This is a genomic window from Hamadaea sp. NPDC051192 (genome assembly GCF_040682475.1).
GTDB classification, from domain to species: domain Bacteria; phylum Actinomycetota; class Actinomycetes; order Mycobacteriales; family Micromonosporaceae; genus Hamadaea; species Hamadaea flava.
In genome coordinates this window covers 16,807-41,626 of the sequence record NZ_JBFBAZ010000020.1, presented here as the reverse complement: position 1 = coordinate 41,626, position 24,820 = coordinate 16,807, and the positions used below count along the sequence as shown (strand labels likewise).

At 70.0% G+C, this 24,820-nt stretch carries 21 protein-coding genes and 3 tRNA genes; 12 read left to right on the top strand and 12 right to left on the bottom strand.

What is annotated here, in order from left to right; translation table 11 throughout:
* Positions 1-10: 10 nt before the first annotated feature.
* Together AB0M47_RS11515 and AB0M47_RS11510 are read left to right on the top strand one after the other, a co-directional pair.
* Positions 11-1,963, top strand: a complete 1,953-nt coding sequence (locus AB0M47_RS11515; protein ID WP_363411863.1) for an EAL domain-containing protein — start codon at positions 11-13, stop codon at positions 1,961-1,963.
* A 282-nt stretch (positions 1,964-2,245) separates the two neighbouring features.
* Positions 2,246-3,172, top strand: a complete 927-nt coding sequence (locus tag AB0M47_RS11510) for a substrate-binding domain-containing protein (RefSeq protein WP_363411861.1) — start codon at positions 2,246-2,248, stop codon at positions 3,170-3,172.
* Positions 3,173-3,194: 22 nt separating this feature from the next.
* Here the strand turns inward: AB0M47_RS11510 and AB0M47_RS11505 are convergent.
* The 3 genes from AB0M47_RS11505 to AB0M47_RS11495 form a co-directional block, all read right to left on the bottom strand.
* Positions 3,195-3,271: transfer RNA gene (locus AB0M47_RS11505), tRNA-Arg, on the bottom strand.
* A 35-nt stretch (positions 3,272-3,306) separates the two neighbouring features.
* Positions 3,307-3,380: transfer RNA gene (locus AB0M47_RS11500), tRNA-Arg, on the bottom strand.
* A gap of 17 nt (positions 3,381-3,397) precedes the next feature.
* Positions 3,398-3,470, bottom strand: a tRNA-Leu gene (locus tag AB0M47_RS11495).
* 526 nt (positions 3,471-3,996) lie between these two features.
* On the opposite strand from AB0M47_RS11495, the gene AB0M47_RS11490 reads away from it, so the two are divergent.
* A complete protein-coding gene (locus AB0M47_RS11490) occupies positions 3,997-4,941 on the top strand; it encodes a threonine/serine dehydratase (RefSeq protein WP_363411859.1) in 945 nt (314 codons plus the stop codon).
* Between the two features lie 18 nt (positions 4,942-4,959).
* Complete coding sequence (locus AB0M47_RS11485; RefSeq protein WP_363411857.1) at positions 4,960-5,736, top strand: hypothetical protein; 777 nt, start codon at positions 4,960-4,962, stop codon at positions 5,734-5,736.
* On the opposite strand, the gene AB0M47_RS11480 is transcribed toward AB0M47_RS11485, so the two are convergent.
* Positions 5,737-7,833 (bottom strand): MMPL family transporter, encoded by a 2,097-nt coding sequence (locus AB0M47_RS11480; RefSeq protein WP_363411855.1) that lies wholly within the window; start codon positions 7,831-7,833, stop codon positions 5,737-5,739. It lies immediately after the preceding gene.
* 160 nt (positions 7,834-7,993) lie between these two features.
* On the opposite strand from AB0M47_RS11480, the gene AB0M47_RS11475 reads away from it, so the two are divergent.
* Together AB0M47_RS11475 and AB0M47_RS11470 are read left to right on the top strand one after the other, a co-directional pair.
* Positions 7,994-8,404: a hypothetical protein gene (locus AB0M47_RS11475; protein WP_363411853.1), complete on the top strand. Its 411-nt coding sequence runs from the start codon at positions 7,994-7,996 to the stop codon at positions 8,402-8,404.
* A 32-nt stretch (positions 8,405-8,436) separates the two neighbouring features.
* Positions 8,437-9,099, top strand: a complete 663-nt coding sequence (locus AB0M47_RS11470; RefSeq protein ID WP_363411851.1) for a nitroreductase — start codon at positions 8,437-8,439, stop codon at positions 9,097-9,099.
* Positions 9,100-9,208: 109 nt separating this feature from the next.
* Here AB0M47_RS11470 and AB0M47_RS11465 read toward each other — a convergent pair whose 3' ends face one another.
* From AB0M47_RS11465 to AB0M47_RS11455, 3 genes are read right to left on the bottom strand one after another with little or no spacing between them, the layout of a single operon-like run.
* A complete protein-coding gene (locus AB0M47_RS11465) occupies positions 9,209-9,952 on the bottom strand; it encodes an isocitrate lyase/phosphoenolpyruvate mutase family protein (protein WP_363411849.1) in 744 nt (247 codons plus the stop codon).
* Positions 9,949-10,620, bottom strand: a complete 672-nt coding sequence (locus AB0M47_RS11460) for a hypothetical protein (RefSeq protein ID WP_363411847.1) — start codon at positions 10,618-10,620, stop codon at positions 9,949-9,951. Before AB0M47_RS11460 ends, AB0M47_RS11465 begins: the two co-directional genes overlap by 4 nt.
* A 46-nt stretch (positions 10,621-10,666) precedes the next feature.
* The gene (locus tag AB0M47_RS11455; RefSeq protein WP_363411845.1) at positions 10,667-12,955 is read right to left on the bottom strand and encodes a hypothetical protein; all 2,289 of its coding nucleotides are present in this window, start codon (positions 12,953-12,955) and stop codon (positions 10,667-10,669) included.
* A gap of 136 nt (positions 12,956-13,091) precedes the next feature.
* Here AB0M47_RS11455 and AB0M47_RS11450 point away from each other — a divergent pair, with 136 nt between their 5' ends.
* Positions 13,092-14,354: a hypothetical protein gene (locus AB0M47_RS11450; protein WP_363411843.1), complete on the top strand. Its 1,263-nt coding sequence runs from the start codon at positions 13,092-13,094 to the stop codon at positions 14,352-14,354.
* The gene (locus AB0M47_RS11445) at positions 14,351-15,019 is read left to right on the top strand and encodes a HEAT repeat domain-containing protein (RefSeq protein WP_363411841.1); all 669 of its coding nucleotides are present in this window, start codon (positions 14,351-14,353) and stop codon (positions 15,017-15,019) included. Before AB0M47_RS11450 ends, AB0M47_RS11445 begins: the two co-directional genes overlap by 4 nt.
* 151 nt (positions 15,020-15,170) lie before the next feature.
* Here the strand turns inward: AB0M47_RS11445 and AB0M47_RS11440 are convergent, their stop codons facing one another.
* The 4 genes from AB0M47_RS11440 to AB0M47_RS11425 all read right to left on the bottom strand — a co-directional run bounded on the left by AB0M47_RS11440 (position 15,171) and on the right by AB0M47_RS11425 (position 18,868).
* Positions 15,171-16,604, bottom strand: a complete 1,434-nt coding sequence (locus AB0M47_RS11440) for an MFS transporter (RefSeq protein WP_363411839.1) — start codon at positions 16,602-16,604, stop codon at positions 15,171-15,173.
* Positions 16,601-16,861, bottom strand: coding sequence for a heavy metal-associated domain-containing protein (locus AB0M47_RS11435; RefSeq protein ID WP_253761886.1), 261 nt, complete (start codon positions 16,859-16,861; stop codon positions 16,601-16,603). The genes AB0M47_RS11440 and AB0M47_RS11435 overlap by 4 nt, the downstream gene beginning before the upstream one ends.
* Before the next feature lie 178 nt (positions 16,862-17,039).
* Positions 17,040-18,215 carry a HAMP domain-containing sensor histidine kinase gene (locus AB0M47_RS11430; protein WP_363411836.1) on the bottom strand — a complete coding sequence of 392 codons (1,176 nt, stop codon included), beginning with the start codon at positions 18,213-18,215 and terminating at the stop codon, positions 17,040-17,042.
* On the bottom strand, positions 18,206-18,868 hold the full coding sequence (locus AB0M47_RS11425; RefSeq protein ID WP_363411834.1) for a response regulator transcription factor: 663 nt from the start codon (positions 18,866-18,868) through the stop codon (positions 18,206-18,208). The genes AB0M47_RS11430 and AB0M47_RS11425 overlap by 10 nt, the downstream gene beginning before the upstream one ends.
* A 115-nt stretch (positions 18,869-18,983) precedes the next feature.
* Between AB0M47_RS11425 and AB0M47_RS11420 the strand changes: the two genes are divergently transcribed.
* The 3 genes from AB0M47_RS11420 (at position 18,984) to AB0M47_RS11410 (ending at position 21,039) form a co-directional block, all read left to right on the top strand.
* Positions 18,984-20,165, top strand: coding sequence for a serine hydrolase domain-containing protein (locus AB0M47_RS11420; RefSeq protein WP_363411832.1), 1,182 nt, complete (start codon positions 18,984-18,986; stop codon positions 20,163-20,165).
* Between the two features lie 77 nt (positions 20,166-20,242).
* Positions 20,243-20,398: a hypothetical protein gene (locus AB0M47_RS11415; RefSeq protein WP_363411830.1), complete on the top strand. Its 156-nt coding sequence runs from the start codon at positions 20,243-20,245 to the stop codon at positions 20,396-20,398.
* A 149-nt stretch (positions 20,399-20,547) separates the two neighbouring features.
* Positions 20,548-21,039, top strand: a complete 492-nt coding sequence (locus tag AB0M47_RS11410; RefSeq protein ID WP_363411828.1) for a hypothetical protein — start codon at positions 20,548-20,550, stop codon at positions 21,037-21,039.
* Here the strand turns inward: AB0M47_RS11410 and AB0M47_RS11405 are convergent.
* Positions 21,029-23,122: a tetratricopeptide repeat protein gene (locus tag AB0M47_RS11405; RefSeq protein WP_363411826.1), complete on the bottom strand. Its 2,094-nt coding sequence runs from the start codon at positions 23,120-23,122 to the stop codon at positions 21,029-21,031. The two genes, AB0M47_RS11410 and AB0M47_RS11405, sit on opposite strands and share 11 nt — an antisense overlap.
* Positions 23,123-23,180: 58 nt before the next feature.
* On the opposite strand from AB0M47_RS11405, the gene AB0M47_RS11400 reads away from it, so the two are divergent.
* Positions 23,181-24,788 (top strand): recombinase family protein, encoded by a 1,608-nt coding sequence (locus tag AB0M47_RS11400; protein ID WP_363411824.1) that lies wholly within the window; start codon positions 23,181-23,183, stop codon positions 24,786-24,788.
* Positions 24,789-24,820 lie beyond the last annotated feature (32 nt).

The following is a 24,820-nucleotide window of genomic DNA, read 5'->3' as shown; positions in this document are numbered from 1 at the left end:
GTCAGGCGGCTTGGCGTCGTGGCGGGTGTTGGTTGCGGTGGTAGCCGTTGTGATCTTGACAGTTGTCACCGGCGTTCTGGCCTTCCGCGAGCAGATCCGGTCGCGGACCCTGGGGAGTGCTGTCCAGGAGGCTGAACTCCTCAGCTCGGTCGTGATCGACCGCAGCCTGACCCTGACCGACATCACCCACGGAATGCATCCGGTGAACCGCTCGGATTTGAAGGCGGACGTCATCCTCCTGAAGCGTCGCGGTGAGGTGGTGGACCTCAGCATCTGGTCGATGGCGACCAGAAAGCTCGTCTACGCCGACGAAGGCCAGGATGGCATCGTCGCACCGAGTCCCGATGTCTTCGAGCGGGCGCAGGCCGGCAAGCCGTTCATCGGCGAGGCGCCCGACGATCCCGGCCACGGCGAAAACCTGGTCGTCTACCACCCGTACGACGCCAACGGCGACGGCGTCGTGGACGCGGTGGCCGAGGTCGTGCTGCCGAGCGCGTCGGTCGAGGAATCGTTGAACCGATCGACGTGGCTGCTCTATGGCGGCGGGCTACTCGTCCTCGTTCTCGCGATCGCCGGCATTCTGCAGGTACGCCGCAACCAACTCAGACAGGACCGTGCCGCGGTTCAGGACCCCCTGACCGGTCTGGGCAATCGGATGCTGGTGCGCCGGGTGGCGCCGCAGATCCTGGCCGACGCGACCGAGGCGGCTCCGGCGGCGCTGCTGCTGATCGACCTCGACAGGTTCAAGGCTGTCAACGACACCTTGGGCCACCATGCCGGCGATGAACTACTCGCCGCGGTGGCCGACGTGATTCAACGGGAGAGCGGGCCGTCCAGCGTCGCGGCCAGGCTCGGTGGGGACGAGTTCGCGGTGCTGTTGCCGCGTGTGGCCGACCGTGCCGCAGCCCGCGCGGTGCCTGACAGGATCCGCGACGCCATTCGCCGCCCGATGACGATCGCCGGCAGCCGGGTGCAAGTCGACGCCAGCATCGGGATGGCGTGGGCGCCCGCCGACGGCACCGCGGCGGAGGACCTCCTGCGCAGCGCCGACATGGCCATGTATCGAGCGAAGCACTCCGGAGCGGGCGTCGCCGAATACGCCGAGGTCGCGGTCGGCAAGCCGCCGGAACCCGCGGCCACGACCGTGCGGGAGCTGAGCCGGGCGCTGGCCGACCACCAGCTCGAGCTCTACTACCAGCCGGTCCGAGCCGCCGACTCGACGATCTCCTCGGCGGAAGTCCTGGCGCGATGGCGCCATCCCGAATACGGACTGCTCGAGGCGAGCATGTTCATCCCCGAAGTGGCTCACACGTCGTTGATGTCGACCTTGACCGAGTGGGTGCTGCGAGAGGCCGCTGACAGACAGTCCCAGTGGCTGGCCCGCGGACTTGACGTCAGGGTTTCGGTGAACCTCGCGGCACGCAGCCTCTACGGCGAGTCCGTCGCTGATCTCGTGCGGCGCCTCATCGAAGATCGCCGTCTGCCACCGGCCTCGCTCGAACTTGAGGTGAGCGAGGCGATCATGATGATCGAGCCAGACCGCGCGATCCCGGCGATGCTGCGTCTGCGCGATGCGGGTGCCGGCCTGTGTCTCGACAATTTCGGCGCGGCCTACGGCGCGGTGTCGATCCTGGCCGACGCTCCGGTCCAGACCGTGAAGATCGATCAGCGATTCGGCGGCCAGGTCGTGGAGAGCTCGCTGGCCAGAACCCTGGTGAGCGGGTGGGTGAGGGCCGCTCATGAGCGGGGCCTGTGCGTGATCGCCCAGGGTGTCGAGACGCCGGCGACCGGGCGGTGCCTGATCGATCTCGGTTGTGACGGGGTGCAGGGGTACGGCGTGTGCCGGCCGATGCCCGCGCAGGACTTCACCCAGTGGCTGACTTCAGCCAGCCAGAATGTCGGCGGAGAGGAGCAAGCGTACGAGGCCGGGCACCCGCCGGAAACGTCGATGACAGACGCGTGACGACACACTTCACGAGACCCACGTCCTCCACCCGGAGGAGGCGACATGTACGCAGTCGGACGGCCACGGCCACTTGCCCGTGCTGTCGTCGCGTCCGCCTTCGTCGCGATCATCGCCCTCACCGGATGCACGTCGGGTCCCGGCGACTCAGCTCGGCATCGGCCACCGCCCGGCGACGGGTCCAGCTGTCCGGGCGCGTACGCCTCGGCCAGGGCAGCGGTGGATCGCGCGAAGGTCCCTTCACAGTCGTGGGCCGGTCCGACCACCGGCCCCCGTGCTGCGGTGGGCAAGACCGTCGTGTTCGTCGCGGCGACCATGACAAACCCCGGGATAGCCGGTGTCGCCAAGGGCACCTCGGAAGCTGCGAGCGCCATCGGCTGGAACATGCAGGTCATCGACGGCGACGGCACGTCAGCCGGCATCAACCTCGCATTCAGTCAAGCCATCGGCCTGGATCCCGACGGCATCATCGTCGCCGGGTTCGATACCAAGCTGACGGCTCGCCAAGTGCGACAGGCAAAGGCCGCCGGCATCCCACTGGTCGGCTGGCACGTCGCCGACACGCCTCGTCCCGGCGCGGGATCAGAGCTGTTCGCGAACGTCACCACCGACGTCCGGGACGTCGCCAGAATCAGTGCGCAGTGGATCATCGCGGAATCGGGAGGCAGCGCCGGCGTGGTGATCTTCACCGATCTGTCCATCCCGTTCGCCCGGAACAAGTCCCAGCTGATCAAGCGGGCGCTGGAGGACTGCTCTGGAGTCAAGGTCCTGTCGACCGAGGACATACCGATCGCCGATTCCAGCAATCAGACGCCGCAGCGAACCGCATCGTTGATCGGTCGCCTGGGCGACGCGTGGACATACTCCGTCGCGATCAACGATCTCTACTTCGCCGACGCCGCGGCGGCGCTGCATGATGCCGGGAAGCCGGGTGACGGCGCGCCCCTCAACATCGGAGCCGGTGACGGCGACCCGATGGCCTTCAACAGCATCCGAACCGGCCACTACCAGGCTGCGACTGTGCCCGAGCCGCTGCTCGAACAGGGGTGGCAGACGATCGACGAACTCAATCGAGCCCTCAGCGGCGAGCCCCGCAGCGGGTACGTCGCGCCAGTGCACCTCACGACCATCGACAACATCGACGGCGCTACCTACTGGGAACCCGCCGACAACTATCGTGAGCACTACATGCAGGTCTGGCGCAGGTAGCACAGCTCAGATGAAACCCGTGTGGTGCCTTCGGCTGGACTCGAACCAGCGACCTCCGGGTTCGGAACCCGGTGCTCTTCTCCACTGAGCCACGAAGGCTGAACTGCCACGAAGGCAAGAGGGGCGAACCCCCGTACGCCTGGCAGGACTCGAACCTGCCACCTCCCGCTTCGTAGGCGGGCGCTCTGTCCCGATGAGCTACAGGCGTGTGTTCAGTTGTGCCAGTACCCGGCGAGGGATTCGAACCCCCAACCTGCGCGTTCTAAGCGCGCCGCCTCTCCCGTTGGGCCAGCCGGGCATCGTGGACAACCGGGGTATCGAACCCCACCCGCGATGTTTGCAAGACATCGCTGCGCACCTGCGCGTCGCCCGAGTACGCGCCCGCCCCCGCGGGCACGCCGTCGCGTACCCACCCCCGTCGGGCGCGTCAGTCCGGAACCTCCGAGTCGAACGGAGTTTCTTGCGTGCGGAGAAACCGTCTCCGTCGTCCCGGTTGAATTGCACAATCCATTATGGATTCAAAGGCAATGAATAAGCATCCCGTCAGAGGTGAAGGCCAACTGAGTAAACCTCGGGGAGATGCGAAAAAGCCGTCCACCGGAGCCCGGGGACGGCGAAAGCCGAATGTGGCGCGCCTAGCGGCGTCGACCATCCCGGGTGAGCGAGCCCCGTTCGGGGCATGACAGTGCGGCGGCGAGTGAGGCTCGGCGCCGTAGTTGGCTTCGCATGTCGTTCCCCTTTCCGATCGGTCTCGCGTTGACTGAGGACAACAATAAGGCGTCCACACGAATTGCGCAATGAATTAAAGCGGTATTCTGGGTGCCGTGACGACCCTGGTGACTCTGGCCGACATTCGCGCTGCCGCCGACCGCATCGAGGGGGTCGTCGTGCGTACGCCCCTGCTGCCGGTGCCGGGCGTCGGCCCGGATCTGTGGCTCAAACCCGAGAGCCTGCAACCTACCGGCGCGTTCAAGCTGCGGGGTGCGACCAATGCCGTGCGCTCGCTGGGCGCCGAGGCGCTGCGGGCGGGAGTGGTGACCCACTCGTCGGGCAACCACGGCCAGGCTTTGGCGTACGCCGCCCGGGCGGCCGGGATCCCCTGCTGGGTGGTGGTTCCCGAGGGTGCGCCGAAGGTGAAGGTGGCGGCGATCCGGGCGCAGGGCGCCGAGATCGTGCTCGTCCCGCCCGCGCAACGGCTGGCGGCGGCGGAGAAGATCGCTGCCGAGCGCGGTGCCACTCTGGTGCCGCCGTTCGACGACCCGGCGGTCATCGCCGGTCAGGGCACGGTCGGGTTGGAGATCGTCGAGGATCTGCCCGACGTGGATGTGATTCTGGTGCAGGTCGGCGGCGGGGGACTGGTCTCCGGTGTGGCGGCGGCGGTCAAGGCGGTCAGCCCGTCGGCCCGTGTCATCGGGGTCGAGCCGGAGCTGGCGGCGGAGACCGCCGAGGGGCTGCGCGCCGGGACGCTGGTGCCGTGGCCGGTGGAACGGACCTATCGGACCATCGCCGACGGCGTACGCACCAGCCCGTCCGAGCTGACCTTCGCCCACATCCAGACCTATGTGGACGACATCGTCACCGTCACGGAGGAGCAGATCCGGGCGGCGGTCGGCGTGCTGGCGTACCAGGCCCGTGTCGTCGCCGAGCCCAGCGGTGCGCTCACCACGGCGGCGTACCTGGCGGGGAAGGCACCCTCCGGGCGTACCGTCGCGATCGTCTCCGGCGGAAACGCGGACCCGACGCTGTTGCACGACCTTCTACGGCCGTAAGCAGGATAATCAGACCCCGTGAGGTGGACGGCGGGGGCTGTGCGGATCGCGCGCGACGTGCTGCGGCGGATGGCGCAGGTCGAGTTGCTCGACCGGGTCTACGTGATCGCGGCCGGCACGTTCGTCTCGGCGTTGCCGGTGTTGTTGCTGCTCACCGGGGTGCTGGGGTCGTCGCGGCGCAGCGAGTCGGTGTTCGCGGCCCAGCTGATCGGCCGGCTCGGGCTCGGTGGGCCCGCGGCCGACGCGGTGCGGACCTTGCTCCCCGCGAGCCGGTTGCGCCTCTACGTGGTCGGCCTGGGGATCAGCCTCTTCGGCCTCTACTCGCTGACCCGCCGCGTCGCGCGGGCGTACTCGGCGATCTGGCAGATTCCGGATCTCCCGCGGAGCCGCTGGTGGCGCGCGGGGGTCTGGCTGCTCGTGGAACTCGCCGCGATCGTGTCGGTCGCGGTCGCGCGCGACCTCGCGCGGGAGTCGACGCCCGTCGCGCGAGTCGCGCTGTTCGTGCTCGCGCTCATCATCTGGTACGCAGCGGAGCTGGCCGGCCAGCGCTTGATCACCGACGGCCGGGTGCCGTGGCGAGCGTTGCACCTGGCCGCTGGATTGACCGCGGCCGGTCGCCTCGGCGTGGCGATCTGGGCCGCGGTCTATCTCGGCACCTCGATGACCCGGCAGGCCGAGCTGTACGGGCCGATCGGTGTGGTGTTCGCGCTGTTCACCAGCCTGTTCGCGTCGATCGCGGCGACGTTGGTGGCGACGTTGATCGCCGCCACCGTCACCGCGAAATCCGCTGACTGATCAGGCTCCCTCGAGGACCGGTTCTGGCGTCCCGGCGACCGGCGTCGCGGCCGGATCCAGCTTGCGGAACAGCTTGCCCGGCCACCACATCCACCGGCCGACGTCGACGGTCAAGGCGGTGACCAGCACCGAGCGCACGATCGTCGTGTCGAGCAGCACACCGAAGGCCACCGCGAACCCGAGTTCGGCGGCGAACACCAGCGGCAGTGAGGCCATCGCCGCGAAGGTGCCGGCCAGCACCAGCCCGGCGGAGGTGATGACGCCGCCGGTCGCCGTGAGGCCGGTGAGCGCGCCGCGCCGGGTGCCCAGCTGCGCCGATTCCTCGCGTACGCGGGTGACCAGGAAGATGTTGTAGTCGATCCCGAGGGCCACCAGGAAGACGAAGCTGAGCAGCGGGAAGGACGCCTCGGCTCCGGCGAAGTGGAAGACGTGGTCGAACACCAGGCTGCTCACGCCGAGCGTGGCGGCGTACGACAGCACGACGGTGGCGATGAGCAGCAGCGGCGCCACGATCGCCCGCAGCAGCGCGGCCAGGATGACGAACACCACGAGCAGCACGATCGGAATGATGACCTTGGAGTCCCGGGCGGCGGCGGTCTGCGTGTCGAGCAGGACCGCCGCGTTCCCGCCGACTTGAGCGTCCGCACCGGCGATGGCGTGGAGGCGGGTTCGGGCCGTGTCGACGGTGTGCAGGGCGGCCTGGCTGCTGGGCTCGTCGGCGAGCTGCCCGAGGACGATGGCCTGGTCGTCCTTGACCATCGGGCCGGTGACTCCGGCAACTCCTGGAACGGCGGCCAGCGTGGTGCGAACCTGATCGGCGTACGCGGCCTGGGCGACGACGTAGATCGGGTCGCCGGATCCGGCGGGGAAGTGCTCGGCCAGGATCTGTTCGCCGACCACCGTCTGCGGGTCGTTGGTGAACTGGTCCTTGCTGGCCAGGCCGTCCGCCTTGAGCCCGGACAGGCCGATCGCGAGCGCGCCGAGGACGACGGCCGTGCCGATCCACACCAGCCGGGGCCGGGCCGACACCGCGCTGCCGAGCCGCGACCACATGTTCGACCCGGTCGCCGCGACCGAACCGTGTGCGGGCTTGGCCGGCCAGAAGATCCAGCGGCCGACGATGACCAGCAACGCGGGCATCAGGGTCACCATGGCGAGCAGCCCGACCAGTACGCCGATCGCGCAGGCCGGTCCCATTCCCTTGGTGGAGTTGAGGGTGGCCAGGGTCAGCACCATGAGGCTCACCGCGACCGTCGCGGCGCTGGCCACGATGGCCGGACCCGAGCGGCGCAACGCGTACGCCATGGCCTCATGCCGATCGGCACGGTTGCGCAGCTCTTCCCGGTATCGCGAGATGAGCAGCAACGCGTAGTCGGTGGCGGCGCCGAACACCAGGACGGTCAGGATGAAGCTGGTCTGCTTGTTGACGGTCAGCCCGGCGTTCTTGGCGAGCAGGTAGATCACCGCCTCGGAGGTGAGCAGGGCGCCTCCGGCGGTCAGCAGCGGCAACAGCGGCAGCAGCGGGCTGCGGTAGGTCAACAGCAGGATCACGACGACGACCAGCGCCGTGATCGTCGTCAAGCCGCCGCCCGCGCCGAACGCCTTGATCGAGTCGGACGCCTGACCGGCCGGACCGGTCACGTGGAACCCGAGCCCGTCCGCGTCGCGTACGCCGATCGCGGTCATCGCGTCGACGACCGCACCGATGCCTTCCCAGCCCTGCTTGTCCTTGCGTACCTGGACGACGGTCTGGATGGCCTTGCCGTCGTCGGAGGCCACCGGGTCCGCCGGCGGCCCGACCACATTGGCGATCTGCTGGAACGCCGCGGCGTCGGCTTGCGCCTTGGCCAGATCCTCCGGCGTGACGCCGCCCGCCCGGTCGTAGACCACGATCGCCGGCAGGGTGTCGGCCAACTGGAAGCGCTCGGCGCGCTCCACCACAGCCGTCGACTCGGCGTTGCCGGGCAGCCAGGCCGCGTTGTCGTTCTCCTCCACGTCGCCGAGCCGGCCGGCCAGCATCACCGCTGGAATCAGCAGGGCGATCCACACGACGACGGTGACCCATTTCCCCACCCGGCCGCTGACCGAGGTGATCATCTTCCACACCATCTGAAGAACTCTTTCTGCGCTGGTCTCATCTGCGATGTCTCAGCAGACCGACGACGCAGCCGGGGCGGATGTGAGGCCGCGGCGGCTCCGGGTGGCGGCTCTCACACTCGTCGGTGACCGTGCCGCCGTCATCGCCTAATGTGGACGGATGAGTCGCCGTCAGCTTTGGTCCTCGGTCGCGGCTCTGGTCGGTGCGGTCCTGTCGGCCGTCCTGGTCGTCGCGCACGTCGGGTTCGAGGCGCTCTCCTGGTGGGCGGTAGTGCTCAGCTGGTGCCTGCTCACGACGCTCACCGTCGTCGTGGCGGCCGTGGCGCTGGCCGGGGCCTGGCTGCTCCGGCCGGGCGGCGACGGATTGCTCCTCGTCGCGATCGCGGGCGGGGCGAGCTGTCTGGCCGGCTTCTCCCAGCTCGGCCAGGGTGCGGAGGCGTTCGTCGCCACGTTGTTGTTCTGGTGGCCGGCGGGACCGGTCGCGATCACGGCGCTGGTGCGGTGGCGGCGCTCCGGTGGTCGGCTCGGCGACGGCGGGTTCGGCAGCGGCCCCGATCCAGGCGGCCTCTGAAAGATCAAGATCAACACTTGTATGCTGGCCACATGGACGTCTACGGAGCGGTCCTGACACGTCAGTCGATTCGCAAGTTCACCGATCAACCCGTACCGCGCGAAACGCTGGAGCGGGTGCTGGCGGTGGCCGCCCACGCGCCGTCCGGCAGCAACCTGCAACCGTGGCACATCTACGCGGTGTCCGGCGAACCGTTGGCAGACCTGAAGAAGCGGGTCGCCGAGCGGGTGGCGGCGGGGGACACCGGCGACGAACGCGAGTTCGCGATCTATCCGCCGCAGCTGCGGCCGGCATACCTGGAACGCATGGGGGCGCTCGGCGAGGGCCGCTACGGCTCGCTCGGCATCGCCCGCGACGATGTGGCCGCCCGCGCCCGCGTACGCGCAGAGAATTGGAACTGCTTCGGCGCGGGCACCGCGCTGTTCTGCTATCTGGACCGGGACATGCCGCTGCCGCGCTGGTCCGACGCCGGGATCTACCTGCAGACGGTGATGCTGCTGTTGCGGGGCGAAGGGCTGCACAGCTGTACGCAGGAGGCATGGGCGGAATACCACCGCAGCGTCGCGGAGGTCCTCGCGCCGCCGCCGGAGCGGATGCTGTTCTGCGGCATGTCGATCGGGTACGCCGACCCGACGGTCCCGCATCCGCGCATCCGCCGGGCGGAGTTGTCGGAGACCGTGACCTTCCTCGACTGATGCCCCCGGGTCGCACAGTGCGGGCTGCCTTCGCCGGTCAGCTCGACGGTTCCAACGCCGCCCGGCGACGAGCCGCGTTGGAGGCGCGATTCGCCGAACTGGCCCAGCGTCAGCGCACCGACTGATCGGCCCAGGCGTTCACGTCGGCGTACGCCGGAAGCCCCGCGTCGACGTCTGCGCCGTCGCGTACGGCGAGTGCGGTGCGCAGCGTGGCCGCGAGCGCGGCGCGGAACAGCAGCGAACCCATGCTGATCCGGCGTACGCCCAGCTCCGCCAGCCCGGCGACGGTCGTGCGGCCGGGCAGGAACAGGATGTTCACCGGGACGTCGACCGCCGCCACGACCGCTTCGACGTCCGCCGGGTCGGCCAGCCCGGGAACGAAGACGCCGTCCGCGCCCGCGTCGGCGTACAGCCGCACTCGCCGCAGGGTCTCGGTGAGGTCGCCGGTCCGCAGCCAGTGGGTGTCGGTCCGGGCGTTGACGAACAGGCCGGGAGCTTCCAGTTTCACCGAGCGGATCAGCGCGGCGTGCGGCTCGGCCGGGCCGAACGCGTCCTCGACGTTGATCCCGGCCGCACCGGCTTCGGCGGCGGCGACCGCAGCGGCGACGGAGCCGCCCTCGATATCGGCGGTGACGTACGCCGCCAGCCCAGCCAGGTCTCGGACCAGCTCCAGCGTGGCCGCCTCGGCGGCGCCGACGCCGTCGGGCAGCCCGGCCGCGGCCGCGACGCCGAGACTGGTCGTGCCGACGGCCGGGAACCCGGCTTCGACCAGGCAGCGAGCCGACGCGACGTCCCAAGCGTTCGGCAGGACGAGTGGGTCGCCCGCGCGATGAAGTTCGGCGAACGTGGTCACGACGATGCTCCTTCCACCAGGGCTAGCGCGTGGGCGCGGCCGGGGCACACCCGTGGGCCGGCTCCGAAGGCCAGCTCCCCGGCGAGCTCGACCTGCACGGTCTCACCGGCTTCCACGATGACGTCGCCGACCGTGGTGCCCGCGAGAGCCTGCCGTTTCGTGAACGGCACCGGCGGCCGGTCGCGTAGGACCTCGTCGAGCGGCGCGTGGCGCGTACGGTCGATCAGGGTCGCCGTCGCCTCGCATGCTTGCACGAGGACGCCGATCCTCGCCGCGGTCGCCTCGTCGGGCACGCCGCCGAAGACGGCGACGAGCTGATCCACTGCGGCATCGGCACGCGCCTCGTCACCGGTCCCCGGCTGGTACGCCTGCGCGACGTCGCGTACCAGCTGAACGATGTCCTCGGTGACGCCCATGGCCGTTGCCAGCGTCGCCGCTGGATGGCGCGTTCCGGTGTGCCGCAACGCTTCCAGCGGGATCGCGTCGATGACGGCGACCGAGAGTGCCCGTCGCCGGGCGTGGTCGTCGCCCGAGCTGAACCGCCCGACGGCCGACCGCAGCCAGGCGATGCCGCCGACGCCGGACGGCGAGGGCGGCACTGGCGGCACGATGAACCCGGGGTCGGTCAGGACGGCGAGCGCGGCATCATGCCCGTGTATCTGCTGCATACCCCGACGCTACGGGCTCCACAGTTCGGCCTGGGCCGAAACGTCCTCAGTCGGTTCGCTCGGCGCACTGCATGACCATGCCGTGGGCGAGGATGCTCGGCGCGCTCGGGTCGGGATGGTCGTCGATCCGCAGCTCGGTCACGTCGTTCGGGCCCATCCGCGGCTCCCGCAGTTCGGGGACCGCCGCGACGACGGCGTCCCAGTCGACGGTGATCGCCACGGCGTCGCCCTCGCGTGCCCAGATCGCCTCGAGCTGGTCGGCGGTGGGGGCCAGCTCGCTGCCGTCGGCGAACTGCACCCGGAAGTACGCCGCCAGGTCGAGCCCGTCGCTCAGCGTGCCGTGCTGCACCGTCCACAGTCGCCAGATGAAGTCCGTGGTGACCACTTCGAGCGCCGACCCGATCGCGGCATAGTCCGCCCCTGGTGCGACACAGCCGATCGACTCGACGGCGATGCGAGCCTGATCGAGGTCGGGGAACGAGAACGCGAGCGAGAGGGTGCGCCAGACCGACGAGCCGGAGCATTCCACGACGTAGAAGCTGGGGTCCTGGGCGGTCTGCGCCGGCGGCGTGGCCGGCGTGTGCTCGTCGGCGGCCAGTCCGGGCAGCTCCAGCGCCTCGCCCGGGAGCAGGTCCCGGCGAAGGTCCGGGACCAGGTCGGCCAGAGCGAGCCGCCAGGCGCCGCTGCCGCCGTCCGCCAGCAACAGGTCGCTCACCGGGTCGTACGCCACGCGGCTGCTGGTGTCGAACAGGACGATGCTGTCCCGGTCGCGCTTGGTCAACGCGCAGCCGGGCGGCAGATCCGTCACGTGCTGGAATCGTCCGTCACGCCAGATGCCGACGCCTTCGTTGGACACCGACCACAGGCCGCCGTGGCGCGGTGACCAGAACAGTTCGTGGGGCTCCCAGTCGGCGTCCGCGCCGACCTGCGTCCACTCGTCGCCGCGCAGCAGCCACAGTTCGCCGTCGGCGAAGCAGTACAGCCCGCGCGGGTTGGCGCACAACAGCGACTCGCCCTCGGGCGGGGTGTCCTCGGTGTCCAACGCGTGCCATCGACCCCGCTGATGCACCAGGGTCTCCAGGTCACCTCCGCTCCACAGGACGAGCCGATCGCCGGCCTCGTCCCAGCCGAGCCGGTCATCGTTGAACTCGTAGGTCCGGCTGGCGACGTTGTCTTCGGGTGGGCTCAGCTGGAGCGCCCGCCCAGCGGCGTCGGCCCGGAAGATCGCTCCGTCGCTGTCGAGGAGAAGCAGGCCGTGCGGGGCTGCGGTGGCCAGCTCCACGTCGTCGGCGGGGTGCGACGCCGACGACCAATGGCTGTCGGTCAACCGAGCCACCTCGGCCGAATCGCGTTTGAACGCCCATAGTGGACCATCGGACAGCGCGGTGAACTGCCAATCCTTGTCGCCGGTGTCGAACGGGAACTCCGTCGTCGGCGTACCGGCCGGGGTGAACTCCGCCGCGCCCGAGGGGGCGATGTGAGCGGTGTTGTTCCGGTCCAGCAGGAGCCACGTTCCGGTGCCCGCGTCGCGGGCTACCGGCGCAGCCCGGGTGAAGAACGGCAGGCTCGGCCCTTCGGCGTCGGGCTGGTCGAACGGGCGCAGGGATTGCGGCGCTGCACCGCACAACACGTCTACGCGGCGGTCGACCGGATTCCAGACGATGCTGTTGCCCTCGTGACCCGTGGCGGGTCCATCGGTCCAGCCCGTGTCGGCGCTCCAGCGGAACATCCGGCCGTCGAAGTCGTCGCTGCCGGCCACGACGACGCCGTGGTCCGGGTCGGCGGCGGCCGTGCGCAGGGCGTGCTTCTCCAGGTCCAGGCCGGGGATCGGCCCGGCCACGAATTCCAGGGTGTCGCCCTCGTCCGGCACCGCGAGCAGGGTTCCGTCGTGGGCGAGGAGCAGCATGCGATCGCCCAGCCGGAACGCGGCGAACACCCGCCGGTCGTCGGCCAGCTGCGGCGGGTACGCCAGCGTCCGCTCCCACTGCGGAAAGCGCACCGAGGTGATCACCACACCGGTGAGCGCGGCGCGCGCGTCGGGTTCGGGCCGGGAGCCGGTGAGCCCGAACAGGAACGTGTCGGCGTGCACCGGGTCGTAGCAGGCGAAGAGGCCGTGTACGCCGTCGCCGTAGGAACGATCCGGGAAGAGGCCGTCGGCGAGATGCGTGAACCGGTCGCCGGACCAGCGCCACAGATCACGCTGGTGTACGCCGGCGCCCTGGGTGAACAGCAGGATCCCGCGCAGACCCGGATCCTGGACGAGCGCACGGGTGTGCTGGAAACCGGCGAGGCCCGCCGGACTGACCGCTGTCCACCGTGTCGCGTCAATTGTCATCCGGGGCCTCCATTGTGTTGCCTCAACCGCGATCGTGCCCATTACACTGCTTCGCGGCCGTTTGGCCGAAAGCGCAACGGCACCATACCTGGGGAGGAGACGCAATGAGAAAACGTCGGGTTAGGACGGTCGGCCGGTGAGCCGCGCCCAGGTCCTCGGCCGTAAAGCCGCCGGCCGGTTGGTGGCGGACCCGCCCGCCTGGCTCACTGCGCTGCGACTCGATCCGGCCGTCGGAGCACTCGGTGTGACGTGGCACGACGACGAGACGATCACCCGGGAGTCGGCCGAAGCCGACGAACGGCCGTCCGACTGGGGCCTGCACACCCAGGCGACCATGCAGCACATCCGGCTGAACCGGCCGCACCTGGTGCCGGTCGCGCGCGGGCCGCAGTACACCGGGCGCGGCCTGGGGATCGAGAGCGACGCCGTCTGGTACGTCGACGGCCGCGATCCGAGTCAGCTGCTGTTCGCGCCGAGTTCGGCATACCCGACGTTCCTGCAGGTGCCCGGCGGCACGACCGCGGACCAGATGGCCGAGGTGCTGCGCGGGTTCTTCCCGGTCGAGCGGCCGACCCGCGTGACCCTGCCGAAGGTCGCGCGCGGCTTCCTCGGCTACGTCGAGCGGCTGGGCGTCCCGAGCCCGTACACGGGCCAGGTGGAGGGCATCGACGGCCTGACCCTCGACCGATACTTCACGATGAACCTGTACGCCGAGGCCGGCTCCTGGGGCAGCGCCTACTACGACGACCCGTACCCGGAGGAGTTCGGCCGGCCGATCGAGATGATCGGGATCGGCCGGGAGGCGCAGAAGCAGGCGGACGGGGTGCCGTCGATGACCTGGCGTACGGCGCACAGCGGCTCCTACGTGACGTTCGAGGCGCACTACGGCGAGATGCTCGTGGGCGAGGTCCGCTATCGGCCCAGCACGTACCCGGAAGTGGTGGAGGCGCTCAACGCCTACTTCGGCTCGTACTTCCCCACGGACCTGCCGGTCGACGTGATCGGCGCGCTGCTGGGGTTCGACTTCCAGACGATCGACATGCTGGAACGCGAACTCGACGTGGAGACCGACCTCGGCGACAAGCTCGGCCAGCTCCACATCGCCGTCGCCCTGGCCTACGGCGATGTCGACGCGCTCGCCCGGCTGCGGCCCTACTTCCACGACGACAACGGGTCGTACCGGTCGCAGGCCATGAACTTCCTGCTGCCGTACAACTACGAGTGGATGCTGGAGGAGCTGGTCCTCACCGAACCGGAGGAACAGCTGACCGGGCAGCTGAACCAGATCCTCGACCGCGGCATCAGCGGCCGGCATCCCGACATCTTCGACGGCGACGGCTACGCCGGCTATGACGACGAAGAAGACGACGAAGAAGACGAAGGCGAGGACGACGAGTGACGACCGACCGCAGTGACTCGCACTGCTACGTACTGCGGGCCGGCACGCCGGCCTCGGTCGTGACGGACCTCGCGGCCGAGCGCGGCTGGGTCCTCGTCAGTGACGAACCGCCCAGCTTCAACCGAGCCGCGATCAAACGGTGGCGTCCGTCCGAGGAGGCCGACGCCGACCAGGTGGAACTGATCTCCGACCACATGTCGGGCTGCCACACCCTCACCGCGCCCGAACCGGTCCGGTGGATCGCCGAGGCCCTTCCCGTCTGGACGGCCGGCGAGCTGTTGGACCAGGCGCGATCGGACGAGGACCCGCTGGTACGCATGCGTGCTCTCCGGGCGCTCCAGTACTTCCAGATCGCCGCCGCCCTCCGCAGCGCCCCGGATTCGCCGCTCGATCCGGACGAGCCGCACCTGCGGCTGATCGCCGACGACGAGCGCTACCTCGACGTGTTCCGCCAGGGACTCGACGACCCGGTTCCCGGCGTACGCCGAGCGGCGGTCGACGGGCTGTGCCGGACGTTCTATCCCGGCGCTCAGCCGATCCTGCGGGCGTACCGCGACCGCCTGGCCGAGCAGGGCGAGCCCAGCGACCAGCTGGAGACGATCGACTGGTACCTGGAGAAGGGACTGCACCGCATCCGCGCCAAATCCGGCGACGACGACGCGTGACGAGCTCCCCGCCCGGTTGCGGCGTCAGCGCAGCCAGGGGCGTACGCGCCGGGCGGTGAGCAGGACGAGGGCGGAGAGGGCCGTGATGACGGCTTGCGAGATAGCCCGACGGCCCGGAGCGGCGGATGCTCCGGGCCGTCGAGCGGCGGAATCAGACGGCGGCGTGCTCCTCCGCCGGCACTACCTCAACCGATCCACTGTGGTGGGCGGGTCGCCGGAAGGTGAGCGCCGCCAGCAGCGCTCCGGCCAGGGCCACCGCCGCCGTCACGGTGAACGCGGTGGTGTAGCCGCTGGTCAGCTCGACCGGGTCGGTGCTCTGCCCGGCTCCGTTGGCCACGGCGACGGCCGTCATCGCGGCCAGGCCCAGCGCCGAGCCGACCTGGTACGTCGTGTTGACGATGCCGGAGGCGAGACCGCCCTCGGTCGGGGCGACGCCGCTGATCGCGGTCATCGTGGCCGGGATGAAGGCCAGCGCCATGCCGGCTGCGGCGACGAGCGAGCCTGGCAGCACGTCGGCGACGAAGCTGCCGTGCGGATCGGCCAGGGCCAGCAGACCCAGTCCGGCGGCGAGGACCGCCAGCCCGGTGACGACGAGCGGACGGGCGCCGAACCGGGCGAGCAGGCGACCGGTGACCCCGATCATGCCGACCATGATGAGCGCGGTCATCGGCAGCAGCGCCGCGCCGCTGGCGAACGAACCGAAGCCGAGCACCTGCTGGATGTAGAGGTTCAGGAAGTACCACATCGGAATCCAGGCCGCGCCGAGCAGCGCCATCGACAGGTTGGCCGCCGCCAGACCCGGCGTACGCCAGATGCGCAGCGGCATCAGCGGTGCGCGTACCAGTCGCTGAAGCAGTAGGAACCCGGCGATCAGCGCGACCGACGCGATCAGCTGGCCCAAGGTCGCGGCCGAGGTCCAGCCGTTGGCCGGCGCGGTGACCAGCGCCGCGACGGCGAGCGCGAGACCCGCGGTGACCGCGAGCGCGCCGGCGAGGTCGGTGCTGCTGCGGCGGCCGGGCACCGCGGGCAGGGTCGCCGGGGTCAGCGCCAGGGTGACCAGGCCGATCGGGACGTAGATGACGAACACCCACGGCCAGGTGAGCCACTCGGTGATGACGCCGCCGAGGAAGACCCCGGCGGTGCCGCCGGCGGGGGCGGCCGCGCCGTAGAAGGACAGCGCCTTCGGCAGCTCCGTCGGCTGACCGGCGAACAGGACCATCAACAGCGTCATCGCGGCCGGGGCGAGCAGCGCCGCGCCGACGCCCTGGACCGCACGACCGGCGACCTCGACACCGGGAGTTCCGGCCGCCGCGGCCAGGACGGACCCGGCGATCAGGACCAGCCAGCCGGTGGCGAAGACGCGGCGGGCACCGAACAGGTCCGACAGCCGGCCGCCGAGCAGGAGCAGACCGCCGAAGGCGACGGCGTAACCGTTGAACACCCACTGCAGGCCGCTGGGGCTGAAGCCCAGATCCTCCTGCATCCGGGGCAGCGCTACGGCGATGATCGAGGTGTCCATGATGACCATGAACTGGGCGGTGGCGAGGACCGCGAGGGCCCACCAGCGCCGGGGATCGGGATTCATGACAAGCCTTCCGAAGGTTCGAGGTGGTAGCCGGCCGCGCCGACGGCGGCGGCGATCGCTGAGGTGGTGGCGGGGCCGGCGACGGTGACGCGTCCGGCGCGCAGGTCGACGCTGACGCCGGTGACTCCCGGTACGCCCTGGAGGGCGTCGGTCACCTTCGTCGCGCAGGACTGGCAGGTCATGCCGGAGACGGCGAAGTCGCGGCCGTCGACGACGGCGGGAGTGGCGGAATCGCTTGTCTGGCAACAGGTGCACATGGCATGTCCCCTCGGAAAGATACCCCCCATGGGTATCTGGCTTGGAGACAGTAGCATACCCCCGGGGGGTAACAGAAGGGGATCTTGGTTCAGCCGAGTTCGACGGCGGCGAGCAGCTCACGAACCCTTGGCGGCCGGCTCGGCGAGCCCGGCTTCGGTCGCCAGCGTGCCCGGCGACTCACCCCAGACGATCCGCCGTTGCCACAAGGTGTGCCGGGAGTTCGACGGTGACATCGAGACCGCCGCCGGGCCGCGCGGTGACCGCTAGACGTCCCCGGTGCGCGAGCGCGACCGCGCGCACGATGGACAGTCCCAGCCCGAGACCATCGGTTCTCACGCGGGCACCCTGCCCGTGCACGAACGGTTCCAGCAGCGCCTGCGCCTCGTCGGGGGAGATTTCCCGGCCGCTGTTGGAGATCTGCAGCACGGCCTCCCCGTCGGCCATACCGGTGGAGATCGTGAGGTGCCCGTCCGGCTGGTTGTAGCGGACCGCGTTGTCGATCAGGTTGTCGACCATCCGTTCCAGCAAAACCGGTTCGCCACTGACCGAGGCCGGTCGCAGATCCGCGTGTACGGCGAGATCGCGCACCCGGTGCCTGGCGGCGTCGAGGGCGGCGGCCGCGATCCCGGCCAGATCCGCAGGCTCGCGCGCACCGACGCCGGCCTGGCTGCGGGCCAACAGCAGCAGTCCGTCCAGGACGCGCTGCACGTGCTCGACGGCGTCGCGTATGTCGCCGGCCATCGCGAGCAGCTCGGCTCGGCTGGGGTGGCCGTCCAGGGTGACGTCGATAGCGGTACGCACAGTGGTCAGCGGCGTACGCAGCTCGTGCGCGGCGTTCGCGGTGAACAGCCGCTGGCTGTCGAGGATCCGGTCCCGCTCGGCGACGCCGCGCTGAATGCGGTCGAGCATCCCGTTGACCGTGCCCGCCAGCGCGGTCAGTTCGTCGGCAGGGGAGGTGACCGGCACCCGCTCGGTGAGGTTCTCGGCGGACAACCGCCGTGCGGTAGACGAGATCGCGCGGATCGGCCGCAGCACCCTTCCGGCCACCAGCCATCCCAGTACGACGGCCAGCCCGGTCACCACGACGAGCGCCAGACCGGCCTGGGTCAGCAACGCGGACAGGGTGTCGGCCTCCACCCGGTCGGCGAGGTCGCGTAGCCCCTGTCCCGATGGCGGCGTCGGCTGAGGCGTGCCCGAGGGCAGGCTGCCGGACGGGTCCAGATCGATGAAGAAGGAGCGGTGCCGCAGGTTCTGCTGCATCAGCAGGTAGGTCAGTGCGGTCAGCGTCCCTCCGGCGGCCAGGACCAGGGCGGTCAGCAGCAGGGTCAGCCGCGCTCGGGCGGTCAGCCGCATTCGGCGATCCGGTAGCCGGCTCCGGTCACGGTCTCGATCAGCGGCGGGCCGCCGAGCTTGCGGCGCAGCGTGCCGACGGTGATCCGGATCGCGTTGGTGAACGGGTCGGCGTGCTCGTCCCACACCTTGTCCAGCAGCGTTTCCGCGCTGACCACGTCACCTCCGGCGGCGAGCAGCTGTTCGAGTACGCCGAACTCCTTGGGGGTCAGGTGCAGCAGCCGCCCGTCCCGTTCCGCGGTACGGCGCGCCGGATCCAGCGCCACACCGGCGACACGCAGCACCGGCGGGCGGGCCGGAGCGCTGCGTCGTACCAGGGCGTGGACCCGCGCGACCAGCTCGGAGAACGCGAACGGCTTGCCCAGGTAGTCGTCCGCGCCCAGCATCAGGCCGTCCACCCGGTCCTCGACAGCGTCGGACGCGGTCAGCATCAGAACCCGTGACGCACCACGATGGACGAGCCGGCGGCACACGGTGTCGCCGTGCACGACCGGCAGGTCCCGGTCCAGCACGACCACGTCGTACGGGGTGCTCGCGGACTTGTCCAGGGCGGTCTGGCCGTCGAGGGCGAGGTCGACCGTGAAGCCGTGCTTGCGTAGCCCGGCCGCGATGTACCCGGCGAGGGGTTGCTCGTCTTCGACCAGGAGCACACGCATCCGTGGAGTATCGCAACACCGGCATATGGAACGCGTATGGATCGTCGATCGGCCACCGATAGGCGCCGGTCGGTAGATGTGGTCACCGTCGAATCCAGTCAGAAAGGCGTTGACCATGATCACAACTCGCCGAGCGGCGCTGAAAATGCTGGGCGCCACCTCGATCGCCACGACCGCGGGGCTGGCCGTCCAGGCGGCCGGCTCGTCACCCGTAGCCGCGGACACCGGCTTCCCGTCCGGGCGAGTGCCCAAGGGCCTGCGGCCCGGCGGTGAACTGGACCGGCTGATCGCGGACATGGCGGCCAGGGACGTGTTCTCCGGTAGCGTGCTCATCACCTACCGGGGCCGGACCGTCCTGTCCCGCACGTACGGGATGGCCGACAAGGCGCGTGCGGTGCCCAACGGACCCGACACGTTGTTCGGCCTGGCCTCGATCGCCAAGCTGTTCACCGCCGTCTCGGTGGCGCAGCTCGCCCAGCGCGGCAAGCTGGCCTACTACGACACGATCGGCCAGCACGTAGACGGGTTTGCGGCCGAGATCGCCGACCAGGTGACGATCCACCACCTGCTGACCCATACCTCGGGCCTGGGCGACCCGTTCGGCGACCCCGGATTCTGGGACGCGGCCCGCACCTGGACCAGCGTCCAGCAGGTGATGGACGGTACCGGCGAGTTCGTCCGGAAGGAGACGCTGGCGTTCCCGCCGGGCGCGGGCAGCCAGTACAGCAACTCCGCGTACCACGTGCTCGCGGAAATCGTCGCGCGTGCCTCCGGGCAGGAGTACCACGACTACGTCCGCGAGCACGTCTTCCGTGCCGCGGGGATGGGCAGCGCCGACTTCTACACCCTGCCGCAGTTGCGCGAGGACCGCCGCATCGCCCATGGCTACTACCGCCCGGAGGGGGCCGCCGACCGGATCGACAACCTCGACGAACAGATCTTCCTGCCCGGTGCGTTCGCGTCCTGCGCCCAGCTGGAGCGCTTCGCCCACGCGCTGTGGGAGGAGAAGCTGCTCAACCCCGCGTACACCCAGCTGACGCTCAGCCCGAAGCTGCCCGGCCTGCCGCCGCCCGGCCCCACGCAACTGACCGTGTTCACCGGCTATGGCCCAGGCGCCACGCTCGCCGGCGACCATTGGTCGTATGGACACAACGGCGGCAGCAGCATCGGCGGCGTGGCCGAGCTGATGTTCTACCCGGACCACGGGTACGTGACAGTGATCGTGTCCAACTACGAGATGGAGAGCATCCGGGGGATCCCGGGCCTGGCCCGGAAGCTGATCGTCGAGCAGCAGTAGCGAGCGGTAGCCGCAGAGGAGTCGCGGCCGTCGCGCCGGCCGTACGCCGTCGCCTCGCCCCGTCGCGGTGGACCCGGTTGGCGACGCTGTGCGCCTGGCTCAGCGGCCTGACCACCACGGCATTCCTGACCGGGTTCGTGCTCGTCATGTCGGATCCGAACGCGATGGGGGCGTCGCTCGCGGTGGCGGCGGTGGGCTTCTTCGCGGTGGCGCTCCGCTACCACTTGCTCTGACCCATTTCCGTGACGGAACTTCCGCCCGCGCTGTGTCGGATTCGGCTCCGGAGAACATCACGAGGGCGAAAGTTCCGCCACCCCCTTGCCCTCGCGGCTGGGGCGGACAGCGGCCCAGCCGGGTACGCAGCCGCGACTAGAGTGGTGCGGTGACGGCGTCTGAGCTTGCGCGGCGGCTGCGGGCCATCAGCTGGGACGGCGGCTTCCGGCATACCCGGTCCCGCGTCGCGCTGATGTCGGAGTACCTGCGCCGGGCCGCGTGGTGGGCCGGCCACGTCGGCCACACCGGCGAGTGGCCCTTCTTCGACATCGCCGGCGCCGTGGATCCCACCGTCCGCGCCGACGTCTCGCTGCTCGGGCCCGGCATTCCCGGCTGGTACGCCAGACGCATCTGCACGTGGGCGCTGCACTTCGCCGAACTGAGCACTGTGGCCGGTGATCGGCTGCCCGGCCTCGACGACCCTTTCGAGCCCCTGATCGTGCTGTTCGAACGCGGCGGCGACTTCACCACCGCCCACGGCCGGATCGAGGTCGACCTCGTCCAGTTCCCGCAGCGGCCGTGGACGGCGTACCGGACGGCGGATCCCGTGGTCGACCTCGACCCGGCCGCCCTGGACCGAATCGACGGGACTACGCCTTAGCCGTCGATTCCGCGAGTGCCGTACGCGCGTCGTCGGCCTCCGGCAAGCCCAGTCCGGTGTAGAGCTCGAGCGCCGTCTCGAAATGGGCCCGCGCGCGGTCTTCGTCGTCCAGCGCGCGGAGGACGTGGCCCATCCCGAGATGGGCCTGTGCCTCCTGGTGGAACCCTCTGATCTGCTCCGCCATGGCCAACGCCCGCCGATAGAGCGCCAGGGCCTCCTCGGGCCGGCCTTGGCGGAGAGCCGCCTCACCCATGCCGTTGAGCGAGCCCGCCTCGGCGGCCGGTACGCCGACCTGATGGAAGAGCTGGACCGCCTGACGAAACCGTTCGGACGCCGCCGGGGCGTCCCCGAGGCGCAGCAGCAACATCCCCAGTTTGTCCAGCGTGTGCGCTTCCACGATCGGCGTGCTCAGCTCGTGGAGGATGACCAGCGAGGCATCGAAGTGGTCCGCGGCCGCCGCGAGATCTCCGAGTCTGGTCTCGATGACCCCGAGATTGGTCAGCGCGTTCGCCTGGAACCGCCGCGCGTCGAGGTCCCGGAACCGGCTCAGCGCCTCGCGCTGGTGCTCGCCCGCCTCGGCGTAACGGCCGTGCTGTTGCAGGAGGACGGCCAGGTTGTTGAACGCGATCGCCTCGCCGAGCGCGTCGTCGGCCTTGGTCGCGACGGCGATCGCCTCGCGTGTCTGTGCCATCGACTCCGCACCGCGGCCGAGGTGACTCAGCGCCACGCCGAGGCCGAGGTACGCCAAAGTCTCGGCGAGCGGGTCGCCGGCTCGGCGAGCCTGGGCGAGCGAACCCTGCTGGCACTCGAGGGCCAGGTCGACCTGACTCATCCGGCTGTAGGCCGCCCCGAGCAGCCGCAATGCGTGCGCCAGCGCGCTCGGGTCGTCGGTGCCTTCCGCCGAGCGCCGGGCCTGGTCGCTGAGCGCGATCGCCTCGGTGAGATGAGTGTCGATCAGATAGCGGTGCACGATCCGGGCGAGGTCGACCACGTACGCGTACTTGCCACAAGCGGCGACGTGGGCGGCGACGGCGATCAGGCAGAAGCGTTCGGCGTCGAGCCAGGCACCGGCCGCATCCGGTGTCGTCAGGTCCGGAATCGTGGCACTGGAAGGGATTCGGGGCGGTCGGTGGGGAGCTTCGGCCGGGTGCAGGCAGTCCATCGCGGCCGTCGCAGCCGTCCGGTAGAAGTCGAGCAACCGTCCCGTGGCGTTCTCCCGCTCGTCCCGGGTGAGGTGGAGGTTCGCCAGGCTTCCGGCGTACGCCCGCAGCAGATCGTGCAAGCCGTAGCGGTTGGGCGCCGATCGGTGCACCAGGTGTGCCCGGGCGAGGACGGCGAGGTTCTGGCGCGCCTGGTCGATGGGCACACCGGTCAGCGCGGCGACGGCGTACGGGTCGATGTCGGACCCGGGATGCAGCCCGAGCAGTCGAAACGTTTCGAGCGCAGCCGTGGGCAGGTGATGGATCGACCACGAGAACACCTCGCGCACTGCGGCGTACGGATCGCCCCCGGGATCGAGCAGGTCGAGCCGGGACTGCCGATCGGTCAGCTCCGCGGTGAGTTCGGCGAGCGTGCTGTCGGGCCGGGAGACGGCCAGCTCCGCCGCGACCCGCAGGGCCAGCGACAACCGCGCGCACTGCTCGGCGAGCAGAGCGGTGGCGACCGGTTCCTCCTCCGCTCGGCGGCCGATGAGGCGGTTCAGCAGGTCGACCGCTTCGGTGATCGTCAGCAGTCCCAGATCCAGCCGGTACGCCCCATCCACCGCGACCAGTCCGGCCAGGCTGTCCCGGCTGGTGACCACGACCAGACACGAGCCCGAACCGGGCAGCAGCGACCGGACCTGCCGTACGCCCGCGGCGTTGTCCAGCACGATCAGCATCCGCTTGCCAGCGACCTCGCTGCGGAATCGCGCAGCCCGATCGTCCTCCGCGAGCGGGACGTTGTGGCTGGTCAGGCCGAGTGCGGTGAGGAAGCGGGCGAGGGCGTCGCCGGTGGCCATCGGCTGCTCGGGGTCATAGCCGCGCAGATTCACGTAGAGCTGGCCATCCGGGAACCTGGCGCGTACGCGGTGCGCCCAGTGCACGGCCAGCGTGGTCTTACCGACGCCCGATTTCTAGCACACATGAGGCATCATGGTTTACATGCGCAGACGCCAGACTACCCCCGACCGCCTGCCCCGAAACGGTCTGGGTTTCGCCCGGTTGTCGGATCTTCGGCTGCTCGACTTGGACGAGGACGGGCAGGCGAAGGGCAATATCGACCAGGAGCAGCGTATCCGCGACTACGGCCGGGCGATCGGCTGGAACATCACGCGCGTGATCGTGGAGAACGATCTCGTACGCCGTGCTGACGGGTCGATCAAAGGTGTGTCAGCGTTCAAGCGACGCAAGGTGCTGCTTCCCAACGGCCGTCACGAGTGGCGCACCTACCGCCCCGGCCTTCGCCTGTCCCTGGATCTGCTGACGCGCGGTGAGCACGACGGGTTTATCCCGCTCGACTTGGACCGCGCGTTCCGCGACCCCCGCGACCTCGAAGATTTGATCGACATCGCCGAGGAGTACGGGGTACCCGTCGAGTCGGTGACCGGCTCGCTGCGGCTGAGCAACGACGCCGACATCACCATGGCACGAGTGCTGGTGGCGATGGCCAACAAGTCCTCCCGCGACACCGCCCGGCGCGTCTCAGCCGCGCGGGAACGCCAAGCACGCGACGGCGAGTACGGTGGCGGGCGGCGGCCGTTCGGCTTCGACGAGGACGGCATCACCATCCGCGACGCCGAAGCCGCGATCATCCTGGACTGCTCCATACGGATCGTGCAGGCCGCCGAAGCCGACGAGGAGTCCGAACGATCCGTGACGCTGCGGTCGTTGGCGGGCGAGCTACGCGGCAAGAAGGTCCCCACGGTGACCGGCGCGAAGTGGTCGGCAGAGACGTTACGCGACATCCTGCTTCGGCCGCGTAACGCCGGGCTGATGGTGTTCCAGGGTGAGGAGATCGGCGACGCCCCATGGAAGCCGATCGTGCCGCTGGAGACGTTCCGGGCTGTGCAGCGGATTTTGACCGACCCGAACCGGCGCACCGGCCCTGGCTCGGCACCGAAATACCTGGGCACGACGCTGTTCAAGTGCGGCATCTGCACCGATGAGCACTTCACCGATCCGGTTGGGGTGGAGGTGACCCTGGGCGGGCGGGCGCCGCGTTACAAGTGCAAGCAGGGCAACCACTTGACCCGCAACGTCGCCCACACCGGCAAGCTCGTGATCTCCACCATCCTGAACCGGCTGTCCCGCGAGGACGCGGCCGAGCTTCTCACGCCGGCCCGCCCCGAGATCGACACGGAGGCGCTGCGCGCGGAGGCGGCGGCGATCCGCAAGAACCTCAACGACATGGCCGCCGACCAGATCCTCAGCAAGGTGACCCGCGAGCAGTTGTACGCGGCGACCGCGATCGGCAAGACGCGGCTGGACGAGATCGCCACCATCCTGAACACCGCCGTTGTCGACTCGCCGCTCAAGGACCTGATCGGCGTTGACGACATCGAGGCAGCGTGGGAGTCGCTGACTTTGGCGCATCAACGGCTGATCGTCGACACGCTTGTGACCGTGCGGATTCTGCCGGTCGGCCAGCGCGGACGCGGCTTCGACCCGGACTCGGTAGAGATCCGGTTCAAGAAGCAGCTCCAGGCCGAGCAACTACCGGCCGCCCAGCGAGCCCGGCGACGTAAGACGAAGACCACGGCAGCGGCGTAAGGCTGGAACTGGCAAGAGGGAGCCGCCAGCAG